The organism is Shimia sp. W99 (genome assembly GCF_053851455.3).
The window spans coordinates 1-15,762 of sequence record NZ_JBSQBU020000003.1; the positions used below are offsets into that span (position 1 = coordinate 1).

Genomic DNA, 15,762 nt, shown 5'->3' on the forward strand with positions numbered 1-15,762 from the left:
TTCATGCAATGCCGCGCGCCGCACGTCCTTGTCCGACAAGGAGGAAACCGAAGTGGCGACGACGTTTTCCAGATCCTTCATCGAAAACACACGCTTCCGTTGCCGAGACAGCGCCCGGGCTTTGCGCACCAGCGCAGCGATGTCGGCGCCGGAGGATCCAACCAGTTTCATTGCCAAAGAGGCTAGGAGGTCTTCATCGATCTCAATGCTCAGATGCAATTTGAGCAAATCGACCAGGCTCGCTTTGTCGGGCAAGGGCATTTCGATTTTGAGATCAAAGCGCCCAGACCGCACCAGTGCATCATCCAAAAATGACGGATAATTGCACGCGCCAACGACCAAAACACCCTCATGTTTTCCCACACCATCCAGTTGCTCCAACAACGCGTTAACCACGGAACGCGTGTAATTGGCATTGTCGCCAGCGGCTGTCTTTCGGTCCCCGAAGGCGTCGATCTCATCGAGGAATAAGATGGAAGGGGCGTTCTCCCGCGCTTCCTGGAAGCTCTTGTTCATGGCTGCCAGAAAGTCTCCTAAATGGCCATGTCGCTGCCATTCGGCATAGCTCGCTGGTACGAAATGTGCGCCGCATTGCTCTGCAAGTTTTTGGGCGCAGAGCGTTTTGCCGACCCCTGGCTGACCATAAAGCAGTAGGCCGCGGGTCAACTCAGACCAATCTAAATCGCCCGATTTCCAACTCAACAGATCTTCGGCAATCTGCTCCAACTGCCCGCGCGCAGCTCCAAGACCAATCACCTGATCGAGTGCGCCATCGACTTCATCAACGTTCTTCGAGTTTACAGCCTGCCAAAGCGCGTTACTAACTCCGCTGGACGTTGGCTGCCGCAAAGCCGCGTAGAGGTCTTCAGCCCGCAAGCCAGCCAATGCTTCGTCGCCTGGCAGTTTGCACAGCAGATCTGGCAAAACTGCTTTCAGACTAATGCCACGCGTCACGCGGAAAAGAATATTGACTTCACCTGCCGACAAGGAGGGCAGCAAAAAACACCCCGTTGCCGCTGCCCGCAAACAAGGGGAAAGGTCTTGGCGGTTCTGAACGACTACAATTGTGGGCCTCTGCGACACCAGTTCCGTCGGCAGACTTTCACTGCGCCGCTTCCGGAGGAGAGACCGAGAGGCGCGATTGGACGACTTACTTTCCGTGAACACACGTGCCTTAGGCACGTAGTCATACTCTGCCCCAACCAAGGAAAGAACGCCCCGCTCGAGAACGTGCGCGCAGTTATCAAAAAGGTCCGGATCAGGTGCCTCAATGATTGTGATGGCCGAAGGCTTATATAGAATTCGGGCGATGTCTTCGAGGCGACGCGGCAAGGCCGCGCATACCCGAACAAGTGCGCTGAGTTCAGGAAAATCGATACAGCTCGAGACATGGCGCCAATCAGAATAGAGAGGGCCGTCCGTGACTTCAGGCGCTGTCAATGTATCGACGCTGGTGGACTCGAGCTTCTGTAGGGCTTTCTGAAAAAGGGGAGAAACCTGCGGTTTCGCAGAGTGAATAGTATTTGCAGATTGAGTCACAGCAAATGCTCCAAATGAGATCGTGGAAGTTACCCGGGCCTGCCAGGTGAGTGACTATCGAACGGGGTTCGATATCTCCCGTGCCGCAGTCGCGCGGCTGATCTCGAGGTACAGAAGCATGGGTTTGCCTTTCTAAGGGTCACCACCATAGCTTGACATCAACTCTATTGCAAGCCATCAAATATAAAATCGGGTCTTTGAGAGGACAGGGTAGGGGGGATTGTGATGTCGGATACGAGTGCTTCAGATCTCTTTCTCAGGTCTTTGCCTGCTCTCAATCGGCAGCTAAGCCGCGAGCTTGCATTCGCCCTGCGGCCGCTGCGTGTCTCTCATGCGCAATTTCTGATTATAGATCTGCTTCTTAAAAAAGGTGATCTGCCACCGCGCAGGATTTCGGAAGCGTTGATGCTCGATCAGTCGACGGTCGTTTCAACATTGACTCGAATGGAACGAGACGGGCTCATAAGCAGAGCGGAGGATCCAGATGATGGTCGAAGCGTTCTCATTCAGCTGACAGATCGATCTAAAGATCTGGCTGGCAACAGTCGTCAGGCTGTTTGCGAAGTCGTCCAACAATACTCCGAGAAGCTTTCGCGCTCCGAACTCGAAGAGCTGGATCGGCTCTTAGGAAAGTTGTTGGATTGATTGCCTTGGTGTTCGGCCGGTTGTTTTTAGAGTCAAACGAGGTGATGCCCTTTAGCATCAAGCAGACTCCGATTGGCATCAAGATGTTGCCGCCGACTTGAGACTGCAAAAGAGGGGATTCAATTCGGATTCACATGGGTTAGACTCTTTGGAGAAAGGGGTTTTGGATGCGCTGCCGTTTGGAGAAAATCAACCACATCAAGCGCCAGCGGCGGTTTTATGAGCTTGCCGTTGTCCGCACGCTTTTCGGCGAATGGTGCCTTAGGAGGACGTGGGGTCGTCTCGGAAGCCCTTCAGGCCGCGAGATGCACGAGTACTTTGATGGCCTGGATGGCGCGAAGGCCGCATTCTTAAGGATGAAGCGGAAGAAATCCGAGCGCGGATACGGTGTCATTCCTGTTCAGCTTGAGTTGTTTGAGTGATTTTCTCCGACTCAGACAAAGGGCCAGGCAAGCGAAAACCGAAATCCCTGACTTTTACTGGCTTTGTCAACATTTCTGCGCGATGGGGCAGGGGGATACCCCCCCAATTCCTGTTTCACGGGAATAGGGGGGGTATCCCCTCAAGACATCGATTTGCGCGCCAATTTTACTTTCGAAAGCAAAATGAAAGTCTTTTGCAAGCCTTTCCTTGTTAAAGGCTTTACCAGCTTCACACGCTGTTGTGTTTGATGAATGCCTTTACCGCCATTTCGAAGCCAACTGTTGTGCTGACTTCGATTTTGTCGAGTACGGCATAGAAACTCTCGAGCAGTTCAGGATCAGCTTTTGTTGTGAATTGCTTTACCCTCTTGCTCTTCCTTTTTTGGCGTGTGCCTGTCCGAGGAGGGGCTTCCACATCGATCAGTTTTTTGCGACCGGAACCACCTTTGGGAAACCTAAAATCATCTGGGCTGTCCTCTGCAATGCTGCCTAAAGATGCTGGCCTGAATTCCGACTGTGTCATCATCGCTTCCTCTTACTCTGCGGCTAGTGCGACTTCTGCGGTGAGAACGTCAGCGATTTTATGTGCGAAGGTCGCCACATTCTCCTTTGCGCTTTGCGGGGAGCTACCTTGAAGGCGGGCGGGGAGGTCCAAATAGTCGCCGCCAAATGTCGCCATGCTTTTGAAAATGGGCCTGTTAGCCAGCTGAACTGACATCAAGGGAGCGCCTGCGTCTTCTAGAATGCCTTTAACCTCTTTGGTGATCCGATGCTGAACAGCCCCGGCCTCCGTGCAGCTCATTAGAACGCGTGCGGGTATCTCTCGATTGAGGAGCCTGGAGCGACGGCGGACTTGTTTAAGCGTTTGCACCGCACCCAAGGCATCCAGTCGGCTGGCCTGGGATGGCACAATAACGAGATCTGACACCATTATCGCATCAATGATGCTTGCGTCATCGCTGCCTTCGACGTCGACAAGCACATAGTCGACATCGTCAGCCGCATCCATGGCGGCCTCTGTGAGCTCGTCCTGAGCCGCCTTTTTAACGGACAAACCTTTGGGCAGGGGTTTGAGCGAGGCCCAGGAGCTGAGCCAGCCTTTTGGATCACTGTCGATGATTGTGACAGACAAGCCGCGCCGGACGATTTCGAGCGCGAGCAGAATACAACTGGTGGACTTACCGCAGCCGCCTTTTGGGCTGCAAAATGATACTGTTGGCATAATAATTTTCCTTCAAATCTGAGAGCCTGAGCTCTGTGAAGGAATGTAAATCAAAAGGATTTCGGAATGATTTAATTTAGGAAGGTTTTCAAAAAGAAAGTAGAAAGCTTTACTTTTGAAAGCCTTTACCTGTCAGGAGGCAACTACGAGGGCAGAAGATTTCATGCCTCGATGACGCGAAGTCGGTAATTCTGAAGTATGCGCACGTTAATCCAAAGGAAGGAGCCCCGGCTCAGCAACCTGGGGCTTCGGAGATGTCTTTTCGCGCTTTGCCTTCAATGAATTTTGCGACTGGTTTATGTGGCGACCGCCGCTTCAAGCGTAAGCCGATCTTTCCAGGACTCATCCACGACAAGGCGTGTTCCTGGCACAAAGCCCACGAGCCACTTTTCGGCGATCTCAGAAGCGGTGCCGGCATCGATCCAGTGGTCATCCATGAACGTGGTAAGAATTCCATCATCTTCCCTATAGACTGAAGGCGCAATTTTCCCAAAGTACTCAGCCACCTCACCATGTCGCTGTTCTACCGCATTTGAGACAATCTCCTTCGAGATCAAACCGGCTTCAATCTTCTCTCCGCCTTGATACAAGGTCACTTTGGTCTCAAGGCGGTGCTTGTACTCGGGCGTCCCAACAACAAAGTAATTTGAGTAGAGTGTCTCAAATCCTTTCGAAATCTTGGATTTGGCTTCATTCAGAATGTCTGCCAGGCCCTCTGGGTATTCTTCTTCAGGCGGATCCACATCAATATCCGGAAACCTGTCCTGCAGCTCCGTTTCTCGCCATTCACGGAATTCGGAAACGAGTGACTTTGCAATTTCTTCAGCAGTGCCGCCTTGCACGAGTTGGGCGGCGATCCAATGAACGCCTATGGATCCATTTCCAAAGTCGACGAAATTTCGTTCATCCTCTGCGTCGTAGTCAATAAAGCTGTCGACTTCCGTTGGGTGTAGGATTTCCTGTGCCGCCTCATCTATGGCACTCGATACCGCTGTGGACACGTCTGGATCGAACTCGACAGATCCTGCCGCAATTGCCTCTGCCAGCTGTCGAGCGGATGCGGGCTCATCCCAGTCGTAGGGCTCGACGCGTTCAATATTCCAACTATCAGCCATGAGTTTCTCCTTTATTTTGGCTACGCAAAGCGTTTGGAGCGGCGGTTCTCCAACTCAAAATCGATGACGACGTCCAAAAAGTCTTCAATCGCTTTCACAACCGCATCTTTGTTGGTCATGAAGTCGGAAACTCGAATGTCTTCGATCATCCATCCGGAAGTGACACCCATGGAAAACTCGGGCTTCAAATCATCATCAAATTCGACTTCAAAGCGAAAATACTCATCTTCTCGGAGGTGGTCGTATTCGCCATCTTCGGCCAGTTCATTTATGACCGCTTCGATGAAATCCTTTATCGTTTGCCTGTGATCTGCCGCGACAAACGACTGTTCAACGCCAAAGAACTCGTTCATGTCAAAATCGAATGAATGGCGGCCTTGGACCAACTCGTATTTGGCAATTTCCATGTCTTCCTGCGTGGCAATTACGCTGCCGGTCACAGCGTAACGCATAAGTGGAAAGATGCTTTGGAAGTCATGCGCCAGTCCATGTGGGCACCACCCTTCACGAATTTGGTCTTCAACATTCTGCCATTCTGCCTCTGTCAATTTTCTTGCATGGATGCTGTCTTGATCTCGTGATGAGATGTTTAATACGAGCGAATCCTTGCCGAGCTTGAAGACTTGCGCCGATAGTTCGTTCGCGCCGCTGCTGTATTGCAAGTCCAGCAGGACTTCAGGCATGTCTTCTTCATCTTCGACCAATTCCCTCGAGTGATTGGCAGTATTGCTGCAGTATTCCCGAAGCGCTTCCAGGTCGTGTATCAGTATAAGAGGCTGTGGATCATTCATTTGCTCATATCTTTCGTGTTCGCCAAAGGGATTGGCGTTTGGGCATTTAAAGGTTTTTGGATTGCCTGGATGCCGCCGTGTGAGAAACCCAGGAGGGAAGCATTCAGAGTTTTGGGACTAGGGGTGCGGGCAAATCACCCACTATGCATCTTCAATCATGTCCCCGAAAATTTCTTCAATTTCGTCGGTCTCCAAGTTCTGTTGGGCCCATTCAAAGGCTTCTTTGTCAGTAAGGGGAAAGATACGTTTTCCACGGCATTTTCCTTCTCCGGGCCCTAGATCTTCAGCGTATCGGGTCCTGGCGCCGCCTCTCCCCGCGAGGAAGAACCTCTTTGTTTTCCACGTTTGAAGGAGAGCTTCTTCAATGAAATTGAAATCGCTCAGGTAACCCTCACAATAGTAGCCGAGCTCCTGGGCATTTCCTGTGTCAAATCGTTTTCCATCAATGATTTGACACAAATCGAACGGTAAATGTCGCATGTAATTCCTTTCCCGGATTATGTTCGGTTGTTTTCCGCGTCACACATTGAGCTGGTGCGGGTTTGCTTTGAGTTAGGTGTCAGGGTGAAATGCGCTTCTTGCAGCACACGCGGGGTTTCAGGCGAACCGTGAAGCTCAAAGAGCGCGACCTTGGTGTCCGAAAGCAGCTGCGCGACGACTGCCCTGCAATCCAACCGGCCATAATGCTCGGATGAATATTTCATGGTTTGCGAGGCCTTATTCAGATTGAATGCACCAGGCTTGGCAACTAGGCAAACTGGGATTATCGCGTCACCTGTCTGGCTAAAAAACAAACTTCCGATTTCAACTTGGCCTACGCCGGTGACACTGGCGCGCACATGACTCTGCAAGTGCTCTACGGGAGAACCTAGAAACTGTTCCAAAATGAGGTTTTTTCGAAGAATGTAGTCGAGTAGCGGGGAGCCTTTCATACCAAAGTCGCGCGCAACACTTGGCGTTTGATCTTCGACGAGGAAAACAAGAGCCTCCGGATCTACTTCAATCTTCTGGCAGGGACGTTGAATGAGCCAGTATTTTCCGCGACCCACGGTTTCGATGACCCATTCTTGACCTTTGTCAGCGGTTTGTTGAATAGATTCTGGGATAGGTGACCGATGGCGCAGAGCATAGACGACATCGCTCAGATTTTGCGGAAGGTCGATATCCAGATGTTCCGCGGCAGAGCGAAGATCATCCTTCGCGAAGCTGATGGGTGTGTCGGTCTGTCGGTACTTTCTCAAAAAGATATGGGAAATGATCGCGCCATAGCTATTGAGGGACCCGCCTGACAGATCCGCTAGAATGCTATCCTGCGTCAATGGAATAGGGACTTTAGATAGGATACAGAAGTCATCCTCCCCTACGATGTCGAAAATTGACGTTTGTGCAGGGATTTGATCGCTCGAGAGTTTTCTTACTTCGGACATTTTTTGCCTCTTTGTTAGGTTTTGTTTTTTGGTGCGCCGCCATCCTTCTTGGTTCGCCAAGGCGATGCACAAAGTTTTCGGTAATATTTCTTGTGATTTAGCTGTCTGGCTCAGTTGGCCTGCGACAACTTCTTGACGCCACATGTGGCATCGAACAGAGCCTCGTCATGGAGGGCCGGATGATACGTTTTCCATATTTTCTCTTCCTCAATTCTTGGCATCATTTGGCGATGCTCATTTGTAGCGGCCTGCGTGACCGTTGATTTTTTATAGCTTAAGCGCAAAGCGGAGTAAATAAAAAACTGTAATAAAAACAACAACTTGCAACATGCAACTTGCAAGTTTCACGCAGTATCCCGCATGGGTTGACTGTCGTGAAATCAAACGCTCAGTTTTTTGCAAGAGAAAGAAAATGGCGTCTAGAAAGCGAATAGAGGGGCTTCTGGTGGGTGCTGTTGACAGCGCTGGTATGAATGGTGCGGAAACCGTGTGGACCCACTCAATTGAGGCCTGCTGCCGTTTCAAGGGCATCGATGTTTTCGAACTTTTTTCCTGACTGGAACGCCGCTTCCCTCATTGCGGGAGAAGAAATTCGTTTTCCAAAGTTCAATTTGGGCTTAAGGCAGGTTTTCTGTCGGTGGTTCGTTTGGTTTTCTTTGGATCGGAGGTCATTTAAGTTTTCCGGCCATGCCGCGGTTCACGACATCTCGGATCTCGCCCTTTCCAATCGAGTAAACGCCCGCTGTATTTTTGCTCAGGGCTTTGATTTCGTCGCTGCCTCGTATGATGCCCAAGACATCAGGGTGGGTGATCTTAAAGAAATGCGTTGTGGATCGGCTGTGATCCAAGCCTTGAAGAAGATCACCTGCTCGTCTTCCAACACGCCGCATCGCATAGTGAGCATTTTCTGGACGTGTGAATTCAATCCAGGCTGAAGATGAGATTGATTGGGGTACCCTAGTTTTGTTTTTTCTAATCCAGATTTGGAAGATGCTTGGGACATCGTATTCCTGTCCGGCTAGCAGAAATGACTTTGCTGGTACGTCGAATTCGAGCTCCAGGTGAAACTGTTTGTGTAATCTGCTTTGAACGCTCTGTTTCCGAAATGTTTTGGGCAGAATGAATGCTATGACTTGCGCAGCATTGGCGGCAGCGTGGTTGAAGAATTTCACCGCGAGATGAGCAGCATGTCCGAAAGGTGGGTTTCCAAGATACAGAGCGCGGGTGGCGGTTTTGAATTCAAAGAAGTCCGTTTCCTCGACATCAGGGGGGCTGGGTCGATGTCGAATGCCCAGATCTGCTTCTCGAAACCAGCCATAGGCGTTAGAAATGCTCCAGTTCCCGCCGACGGCTCGATGACCACGTCAAAGGAATTCAAAAGATGTCTGCTTGAAAGGAACTCAAAAAGCCGTTTTGTGAGATTTACAGCGACATCTTCTTTGGTAAAATACTTGCCGAGCCCGCCCTTGCTGTAGCGCTCCGAAATTGTGGTCATATTCATCGACTTCTTCATTGGGTCTGAAGTCGATGTACGCTTGTGAAATTTCGTCAGCTTTAAGGAACTCGTTTCGAACCCAATGGCCTTAACTCATTCGCAATGATGGGCGGGTTGCATGTTTGGGAAATCAAGAATGCACTGGATTGGCGGAAAACAAGAAAACCTCCGGCAATTAAGCCGAAGGTTTCATGTGAGCCACCCAAAAGGATGGCTTAGTCGCCAATTTTAGTTCGGAATATCTACAGAGAGACATTTCCTTTGGTGACTTTTCTAAGCCGCCTATGCGGCGGGAAAACAAATGACCCAGCTAACTGCGCCACTAAGTGTTTTTTATCGCACTCCCCCACTCAAGTCAATAAAAAAATGAACTATATCAGTGTGTTAACCAAATAGGTTAACACTTTGAAAATTCTCGACAGCGGCTCTCCCAGAGCGGGAAAATTGGCAATAAAACAAGACTGAAATTGGGTTAGTCATCCTGATTGACATCTTGAACGTGCGGAAATGAGCGTCAAGAAGGAGAGTCAGGCAAAAAAAATTTCAACTTACTGACCTCTTTTTAAACACGGCTACTTTTCTCTCGCCCAAGGAAGTGGATTTGCCCCTGAAACTCCGGGGTTCACCACCAACATGAATATGTCACGGCCGCCCCTTTCGAAATCTCGCCCTTCGCCCAATTGCAAAACTTCAAGTCCTGATCGCGGTAAGCGACAGCCTGCTCGTCTTGCCAGTCGGGGCCAAAACAGTATTTGGGCAGGTCACCGCTCCTTACAGCTTTCTCCAATATCTCTATGTCAGTTGGTCCAAGAACCAGTTCGTTGCAGTTGAAATCAGAATCTGACAGCCCTGTGCGCTCCGTGAAGATTTCCGACATGAATGCGTGGAGCATTGAATGGGCACGCCAGGTAAATTCCATGGGGTCGCCATCATCGACACCCTTGGACGTTTTGACATATGCGTATTGATCAAGACCCATGGCGTAGTACCTCCATCATGCGGGGGCAGTAAGGTGCTCGGTGATCAGGGCCACTCAGCTCTTCGATTGCTTTCCAGAAATTGTGAAGACCTCTGCTAAACTTCAAAGGTATCCGAGGCCTAACAGTGTACGCATTTGGATCGTGGGCCCCGTTTCGGTTTGCTTTCATTCTGATCGACTCCTTCGTTCTGAAGCCAAGGTACGCTCGTGAAGTTTCGGGAGAATTTAATTAGGAGCATTGTTGTTTCTGATCGTAACTCACTATTAATATTTGGCTTACTGGGGAAAGCGTGATGAATACCTGCTCGCAACATATGGAGAGAGACATTTGGCTAAGACAGTAATCGCGGAAGGATTGCAGGTTTTGGGAGATATCACCGGATCGGCGGATATTGATGTCTCTGGCCGTGTCGAGGGCGATATTTCGGGAGCGTCCGTCGACATTCTGGCTGGCGGGCAAGTCGAGGGATCTATCAGTGCGTCTTCAGCGCACATTCGAGGCCGCTTAGAAGGCTCAGTAAAAGCAACATCTGTTGAGATTCATTCAGGAGCCGAGTGCAACGCAGACATCGAAGCTGCGCAACTGGAGACCCGAAAAGGGGCAACGATCAAAGGGAAACTGAGCATAATCAGCCAATAAAAGAAGCTGCAGGAAAAAATTGATATTCTCAAATAGTTCGGACCACCCCCCTGACAAGCGATGGCCAGTTGAACACCAAATAGCCGCCCGATTTTTCCCTTTGGCACTGAGCAAAGTCAATTGGAGCTGGCTTTCTGGAAGGCACAGCAATGACCCCATCTTGAGTGGAAAGTTTAGTTTCCAACTTGTCCGATGCCATCAAGCGAACTCTTGTGCCGAGCACTGATTATTAGACTTTCTACTAGAGCTGTAGGTTTGGGGGGTCTTGACCCAAAGCCGACGATCAACGCCTTACAAAATCCGGAACGCTCGTTGATCGGGATCTTTTCAGCGCTGGCTTTCTTCGTTTCATTTTTGAAATCTCGTCAATCCGACGCATGTATTGCGTATCCTGTTCCGACGTGACTTTGCCGCGGCGGAAAGGGTAATCTTTTGGATTAATGATACCTTCAGCAATTTCGCTGGAAGACAACACGGATCTCGTGATGTTCCCGTCTCCATCTCTGACATCTGTGAACACCAGAGCTTCATAATCGGGAAGCCTGTAATTCAGGTTGATGTGTTGAAAGCTGCCATTGATTTGGCGTGGACGGAAACCACGGTTCTCTGGAATGTCTTCCCAGAGCAACCCCACTCGGCGTCTCTGCTCTTCAGAAGCTTCGATCAGCGGATACCTTCTGTTCGCTAAGGTCATGTCTTCTTCAGAAAAGACACTGAAATCTTTGATGACCCAGCCTGGGAAATCGCTCACTTTGTAGCACTGGTGGCGTCTCTGTTGTCCCTGCGCGGGTCCTTCGCCCTCCGTATATGGATCCTTGAAAGCAGTTGTCTCTTTCTCAGATTCTGGAGTTACAGACACTTGTTCAGTTTCGTCTGTAACTGGTTCTTCAACTGGGTTCGCGGGCGCTTGGCGGCGAACTGGTCTCTTCAAATTCAAGCGTCTTGGTCTCATTGTCTGAGCTTCTGCTTTTTCTGGTGCCGGCTCTTCGAGCGGGGCTTCAATAACTGGGGTTTCTGCCGGCTGAGCCTCAACCAGCCCACATTCCCAATAAACGAGCGCCTGCTTCAGCTCCTCATTCGGGATCTCGGTGAACCCGCCCGCGGCTACCAGCTCATCACTGAATTTCTTAAAAAGATGTTTGTTGGCAATGTCGGCGTTCCGGTTCTGCCAAACAAAATGCTTCCAGGCATTGTGAATCAAGAAAGAACTCTTGACGCCATCAAAGATCCCCGCCTTTCTCAGTGCAATCTGGAAGCCGGCCGGGGAAACGTAGAGATCAGGATTGCGGGAAGCCAATTTGAACCATTCTGTGGCTTCTCTGCTGGTCTGCATGTACTCAGCTGGGCGCTTAGGCTCCGTGAAACTGAACGCCATGTAACCATGCTGGGCAGCAAAGGTCTTTCTGCTGCCCAGAAACTCCTCTCCAAAAATAGCACCAGGAGACAGCTGAAAAACCTCTGGGTTCTCGACAATCGACCCAAAGACTCTCTCATTGCTTTTGCAAGCCTGAATGACACGCTTCTGAATGCGTTTAGGTTCCGTCCCGCCGATGGTCTCGGACATTCCCACCCATTTTGAAAGGTCATCCAGAGCCACATCCACACCGTTTGGATCCCAATCTCTTTCGAACTTTGGATCAATTGCCTTACCCTTTTTTACGTCAATACCCTTTGAGTGCTTCCTAACTGAAAACTTGTGCAAACCTTGATGACGTTTTCTAAGCTCGATCAGTCCGCTGAAAGCCGTGAAAAGAGAAAGTCCGTTTGAAGACCTGAATTTGTGGATCTTATCGAGACCAATATATGTCCACATCCTTGGCTTCATGAGTGTCTCAAAGATGTCATCAGAAAGCTTGAAGATGACGACCAGTCGCTTGCTGTCGTTGACTCCGGAAAGAATAGCAACCCTCTTGCGGGTGTCGCGTTTTCTTTCACGCCCAAACTGTGATTTTCCATCCAGGATTCCAACGGTCGACATTTCAATCGTGACTTCTGACAACCGTTGAACAGCTGCCTTGGTGTCTTTTGAAGCAACAGGCTTGTCAGATGCAGAAATGAAGGAGGAGATTGTCTTCTTCTTGAGGAAAACCTCCTGCTTTCCTGCGTGGACCGCCGTGGCGAAAACAAGGTGCATGAGCTTCAATGTGTGCAACGTCATGCGTGAACCCGGGTCCATGTCACTTAAATCAATCGGCAACGGATATTCGGGAAACAAGGGGTCTTTCATCCCTTCAAGTACCCAATCCTGCGGCGACTGGATCTCTCCTGTTTCGGTTGACCGACGTCCATGTGTTGACGGTGTGGAAAGCTTTGCCTTCAACTTCTTCCGTTGTGCGGCGAGATCATTGGCAATTTGGGTCTGGGTATGGTTATCGTTCGGAACTTTCAGGTCTTTCGACGAGTTTCGGCCAGCTTTAATTCGGAAGTTCATGCAGTTGTTTCTATTTGAGTGTCTAAATAGAAATGTTGGTAGGGTTTTTTGTGTTTGCAAGTGCCAAAACTGTTGCCGCAATACAAATCGGACCTCATCAGAAATTCTGCGACGCTATGCTTCGGGGGCTTTTTTCCGATTGTGCGCAATTTTCTGTTAGAGATCATTTTTTAAGAATGTATGATTCCTCGGTTTCGGCCAATTGATGGAGTTTCGAGGGGGATTTTTCCGAACAATGTCCGTTTTTAAGGGGTGTTTTTCCGATGGAATTGGCGGATCACCCTTTATTTTAAGGTGTACCGGTACCCTTCTAATTACAAAAAGGACAAGATCAGGATTGTCGCGAGATATATTGGATTCCAGACTGTTTTATGAAATCCGGTTTCACTGACATATATTGGATTCCAATATCTATTTAGCAAGCCCGTCTTCTCATTTGTGAAACCATATATCTCCAAATGAATAGAAACTCTGGAAGACCGAAGAAACTTTGAATCCCTGACTTTTCAGTAAGCCCAAGAAAAGGCGCTCAGGAAGTAAATGAACAAACTCCCCTTTTTGGCTTTTCGGATACTCAAAAAGGGAAAGCAAAAATTTTCCGAAATGAAGTTACAGAATAAGAAAACGGGTAAATGGTGATTTCCCGGCAAGTCGTTTCGGATCTGAACAGGAACAGGAACTTTCAGGATTCAGGATGGAGAGGAAGCCTAACAGGATTGGCCTTCGACGGAGGCCGAAGGTGCGAAGATGTCTTGGCGATGTTCGGATACTCATTCATTTCTGCCACGCGGAACAAACCCGACCAATCCGCAACGGCTTTCCCTGTCCGAACCGGTAATCAAATACCCCATGGGGGTGTTTTGAAATGTTGATGACGAGCAAAATGGCTTGTGCGTTAGATTAGACGGCGGTCGTGATCCGTCCCCTCAGCAGGTGGGTTTGTGCAATACCTTGTTGAAACCCGGGTTATCCATTGCATCGTCTGATGGGTTGCGCGCGTAAAGAAAACCTCAAGACTGTATTTCTTTCCTAGGCGATATGGTCTGAAGTTGATCTCGAGAACAAGGCTGAAATGTCAGTAGGAAGGGCAGGCCGCACGGATCACAGGCCCTAAGCAGGAAAAGGAACTTACCGAAACTTTGCTTAGCCGCCTGCGCCGGAGTCTGCTTGAAAGAGGCTTTAATGTTCTCTGTAGGTAACTTTGAGCGTTAGATCGTTACATACATGGCACATAAAGGTGGTCTGCAGTCGTTTCTGGAGCCGTTCCACTTTCGTTAATCCCCACTTAACAGTTCGGGTGTCAATTTCTGATACTTTGATAGGGAGGATCGAACGGAAAAATTGAAAATGAACGATAAGTATGACCGGCACTCTTTGAGTGTCACAAAATGTGCCTCGGAACTGGCCTCGACGCTCATCCATGATGAAGAACATGGCTTGGGATTTATGAGCGGCGACCTCCTACAGCGAAGCTTTGAGGCATATAGCGTGCCACTGTACCATGTACATGAAAAGCGCGAACCCATTTGGCAGGCTATCACCTCGTCATTTGGTTTGTTTCAAATGAACCGATTACTGCAAAAGTACCAGGATCACGGTGACTTCGAGCGATTTGCCGAGGTCTGGCTAAGTGCGGAGCCTCTTATCGAAGGCGCTCTTCAAGAATTTGAAGGGAAAGACGGCTGTCTTTCTTGTGCCGAGGTGTACTTTTTTAGTTGTCGGAATTTGGGAGACGTTTTGTCACTGAGATGCAGCAAATGTGTGTGGGATCAGAATGGGCGGGGCAGACCAGCCACCGTCAAACTTACCAACTTGCCTCAAGCGGATCGCTCAAGACTTAAGATCGTGAATAAGGCGTTGGAGCTTTGTGAGATTAAACATCGGTGCTGCCAGGAATGCTTGTCCCAGATGTCTATGAACAGCTAACTCTTTTTAAGCGGTAAGATTTTCGTGCGCAGAGCCTTGCAAACTATGACGGCCAATGCCACGCCTTTCTGTCCGGTTTCGACCCCTTTGCAGTCATTGGCCAGTCACGCGGCGAATGGCTTCAATGAGCCCAGAGTCACGGATGCTGCGCCATCGACGAATGTCGGCATTTCGCCCACTGCCCATTTCTCGTGTAGTCTTTATTAATTACGGTGGGAAATGGGAAAGAAACATGGCTAGCTTCAAAGAATTGGAACACCAAGGATGGGCTGAGAAGGCCCGCTTTTACGACGATCATTTCGCCAGTGTAACCCGACAGGCGATTGACCCGTTGCTTGCGAGATTGGGGGATCTCTCTGGGTGTCGTTTGATTGATATCTGTTGTGGCACTGGAGATCTGGCTGAAGCTGCTGCTCTTGGTGGTGCAAAAGTGACGGGCGTGGATTTTGCAGAACCGATGATCGACATTGCTCGGTCACGTGTGCCGGCAGCAGGGTTTGAAGTCGGGGACGCCGAAAAGCTGAGCTTTGAAGACGCGATTTTTGATGCGGCGACCTGTGCCTTTGGGCTGTGGCACGTCGCTGATCCGGACAGCGCCATTTCCGAGGCTGCCCGCGTGCTGAAGCCGGGCGGGTCCTATTCCTATACCGCTTGGCTTCCACCTGACGAAGGGTGGGACATGATGGGCCTGCTGATGAACGCAATCAACAAACACGGGACGATGGACGTAGATTTACCCCCCGCGCCGCCGCCGTTTCGATTTGCACAGGCCGCAGAAGCAGAAAAGGTGCTTTTGGCCTCCGGCTTCGTTTCGGCTACCTGTCAAAAGAAGGTCGCCATCTGGCGCGGCCAGACTGGCGACGACTTGCTCGATTTACTTTACAAGGGGATTGTCCGTGCGCCCATGCTCATTGACGCGCAGGCCTCAGACGCCAAGCAGGCAATAATCAACGACATCAGAGATGGCGCTGAAGCATTTCGTGACGACGAAGGGATCAAGATGCGTTGGCCCTATCTGTTGGTTTGCGCAACCAAAGCCTAGCGACATCGTGTTGGCGGTGCACAGGATAGCGGACCTTCACTGAAAAAAACCCGTGTCTCCTTTGTCCCGCATAGCTGCCGTCGATGCT

At 50.0% G+C, this 15,762-nt stretch carries 16 protein-coding genes; 6 read left to right on the forward strand and 10 right to left on the reverse strand.

The genetic code is table 11. The features are described from left to right. The coding region (locus ACS3QZ_RS19590) for an AAA family ATPase (RefSeq protein WP_456039418.1) at positions 1–1,539 on the reverse strand (1,539 nt) is incomplete at its 3' end. A gap of 225 nt (positions 1,540–1,764) precedes the next feature. Here ACS3QZ_RS19590 and ACS3QZ_RS19595 point away from each other — a divergent pair. Next, a complete protein-coding gene (locus ACS3QZ_RS19595) occupies positions 1,765–2,184 on the forward strand; it encodes a MarR family winged helix-turn-helix transcriptional regulator (protein ID WP_456039419.1) in 420 nt (139 codons plus the stop codon). A 167-nt stretch (positions 2,185–2,351) separates the two neighbouring features. Then, positions 2,352–2,606, forward strand: coding sequence for a WGR domain-containing protein (locus ACS3QZ_RS19600; protein WP_456039420.1), 255 nt, complete (start codon positions 2,352–2,354; stop codon positions 2,604–2,606). Positions 2,607–2,835: 229 nt separating this feature from the next. On the opposite strand, the gene ACS3QZ_RS19605 is transcribed toward ACS3QZ_RS19600, so the two are convergent. The 6 genes from ACS3QZ_RS19605 to ACS3QZ_RS19630 all read right to left on the reverse strand — a co-directional run bounded on the left by ACS3QZ_RS19605 (position 2,836) and on the right by ACS3QZ_RS19630 (position 7,305). Continuing rightward, positions 2,836–3,129, reverse strand: coding sequence for a hypothetical protein (locus ACS3QZ_RS19605; RefSeq protein ID WP_456039421.1), 294 nt, complete (start codon positions 3,127–3,129; stop codon positions 2,836–2,838). A gap of 12 nt (positions 3,130–3,141) precedes the next feature. Then, complete coding sequence (locus tag ACS3QZ_RS19610; RefSeq protein WP_456039422.1) at positions 3,142–3,828, reverse strand: nucleotide-binding protein; 687 nt, start codon at positions 3,826–3,828, stop codon at positions 3,142–3,144. A 296-nt stretch (positions 3,829–4,124) separates the two neighbouring features. Further along, positions 4,125–4,943, reverse strand: a complete 819-nt coding sequence (locus tag ACS3QZ_RS19615) for a hypothetical protein (RefSeq protein ID WP_456039423.1) — start codon at positions 4,941–4,943, stop codon at positions 4,125–4,127. A 20-nt stretch (positions 4,944–4,963) separates the two neighbouring features. Continuing rightward, positions 4,964–5,734, reverse strand: coding sequence for a hypothetical protein (locus ACS3QZ_RS19620; protein WP_456039424.1), 771 nt, complete (start codon positions 5,732–5,734; stop codon positions 4,964–4,966). 141 nt (positions 5,735–5,875) lie between these two features. Next, positions 5,876–6,214: a hypothetical protein gene (locus tag ACS3QZ_RS19625; protein WP_456039425.1), complete on the reverse strand. Its 339-nt coding sequence runs from the start codon at positions 6,212–6,214 to the stop codon at positions 5,876–5,878. Positions 6,215–6,231: 17 nt separating this feature from the next. Beyond that, the gene (locus ACS3QZ_RS19630; protein ID WP_456039426.1) at positions 6,232–7,305 is read right to left on the reverse strand and encodes a hypothetical protein; all 1,074 of its coding nucleotides are present in this window, start codon (positions 7,303–7,305) and stop codon (positions 6,232–6,234) included. Positions 7,306–7,694: 389 nt separating this feature from the next. Between ACS3QZ_RS19630 and ACS3QZ_RS19635 the strand changes: the two genes are divergently transcribed. Then, positions 7,695–8,096 (forward strand): hypothetical protein, encoded by a 402-nt coding sequence (locus ACS3QZ_RS19635; RefSeq protein ID WP_456039427.1) that lies wholly within the window; start codon positions 7,695–7,697, stop codon positions 8,094–8,096. Between the two features lie 233 nt (positions 8,097–8,329). On the opposite strand, the gene ACS3QZ_RS19640 is transcribed toward ACS3QZ_RS19635, so the two are convergent. Then, positions 8,330–8,662, reverse strand: coding sequence for a hypothetical protein (locus tag ACS3QZ_RS19640; protein WP_456039428.1), 333 nt, complete (start codon positions 8,660–8,662; stop codon positions 8,330–8,332). Positions 8,663–9,278: 616 nt separating this feature from the next. Further along, positions 9,279–9,635 carry a hypothetical protein gene (locus ACS3QZ_RS19645; protein ID WP_456039429.1) on the reverse strand — a complete coding sequence of 119 codons (357 nt, stop codon included), beginning with the start codon at positions 9,633–9,635 and terminating at the stop codon, positions 9,279–9,281. Between the two features lie 328 nt (positions 9,636–9,963). Between ACS3QZ_RS19645 and ACS3QZ_RS19650 the strand changes: the two genes are divergently transcribed. Further along, a complete protein-coding gene (locus tag ACS3QZ_RS19650; protein ID WP_456039430.1) occupies positions 9,964–10,275 on the forward strand; it encodes a bactofilin family protein in 312 nt (103 codons plus the stop codon). A 283-nt stretch (positions 10,276–10,558) separates the two neighbouring features. Here the strand turns inward: ACS3QZ_RS19650 and ACS3QZ_RS19655 are convergent, their stop codons facing one another. Continuing rightward, the gene (locus ACS3QZ_RS19655; RefSeq protein WP_456039431.1) at positions 10,559–12,706 is read right to left on the reverse strand and encodes a hypothetical protein; all 2,148 of its coding nucleotides are present in this window, start codon (positions 12,704–12,706) and stop codon (positions 10,559–10,561) included. A 1,347-nt stretch (positions 12,707–14,053) separates the two neighbouring features. Here ACS3QZ_RS19655 and ACS3QZ_RS19660 point away from each other — a divergent pair. Beyond that, entirely contained in the window at positions 14,054–14,632 is a 579-nt protein-coding gene (locus ACS3QZ_RS19660) for a hypothetical protein (RefSeq protein ID WP_456039432.1), read from the forward strand. A 232-nt stretch (positions 14,633–14,864) separates the two neighbouring features. Beyond that, positions 14,865–15,674 carry a class I SAM-dependent methyltransferase gene (locus tag ACS3QZ_RS19665; RefSeq protein ID WP_456039433.1) on the forward strand — a complete coding sequence of 270 codons (810 nt, stop codon included), beginning with the start codon at positions 14,865–14,867 and terminating at the stop codon, positions 15,672–15,674. Positions 15,675–15,762 lie beyond the last annotated feature (88 nt).

Bases quoted from the DNA above. Each gene is read 5' to 3' on its own strand.
- ACS3QZ_RS19595 (WP_456039419.1), top strand. From the start codon at position 1,765: ATGTCGGATACGAGTGCTTCAGATCTCTTTCTCAGGTCTTTGCCTGCT.
- ACS3QZ_RS19600 (WP_456039420.1), top strand. From the start codon at position 2,352: ATGCGCTGCCGTTTGGAGAAAATCAACCACATCAAGCGCCAGCGGCGG.
- ACS3QZ_RS19605 (WP_456039421.1), bottom strand. From the start codon at position 3,129: ATGACACAGTCGGAATTCAGGCCAGCATCTTTAGGCAGCATTGCAGAG.
- ACS3QZ_RS19610 (WP_456039422.1), bottom strand. From the start codon at position 3,828: ATGCCAACAGTATCATTTTGCAGCCCAAAAGGCGGCTGCGGTAAGTCC.
- ACS3QZ_RS19615 (WP_456039423.1), bottom strand. From the start codon at position 4,943: ATGGCTGATAGTTGGAATATTGAACGCGTCGAGCCCTACGACTGGGAT.
- ACS3QZ_RS19620 (WP_456039424.1), bottom strand. From the start codon at position 5,734: ATGAATGATCCACAGCCTCTTATACTGATACACGACCTGGAAGCGCTT.
- ACS3QZ_RS19625 (WP_456039425.1), bottom strand. From the start codon at position 6,214: ATGCGACATTTACCGTTCGATTTGTGTCAAATCATTGATGGAAAACGA.
- ACS3QZ_RS19630 (WP_456039426.1), bottom strand. From the start codon at position 7,305: ATGTGGCGTCAAGAAGTTGTCGCAGGCCAACTGAGCCAGACAGCTAAA.
- ACS3QZ_RS19635 (WP_456039427.1), top strand. From the start codon at position 7,695: ATGTTTTCGAACTTTTTTCCTGACTGGAACGCCGCTTCCCTCATTGCG.
- ACS3QZ_RS19640 (WP_456039428.1), bottom strand. From the start codon at position 8,662: ATGAATATGACCACAATTTCGGAGCGCTACAGCAAGGGCGGGCTCGGC.
- ACS3QZ_RS19645 (WP_456039429.1), bottom strand. From the start codon at position 9,635: ATGGGTCTTGATCAATACGCATATGTCAAAACGTCCAAGGGTGTCGAT.
- ACS3QZ_RS19655 (WP_456039431.1), bottom strand. From the start codon at position 12,706: ATGAACTTCCGAATTAAAGCTGGCCGAAACTCGTCGAAAGACCTGAAA.
- ACS3QZ_RS19660 (WP_456039432.1), top strand. From the start codon at position 14,054: ATGAACGATAAGTATGACCGGCACTCTTTGAGTGTCACAAAATGTGCC.
- ACS3QZ_RS19665 (WP_456039433.1), top strand. From the start codon at position 14,865: ATGGCTAGCTTCAAAGAATTGGAACACCAAGGATGGGCTGAGAAGGCC.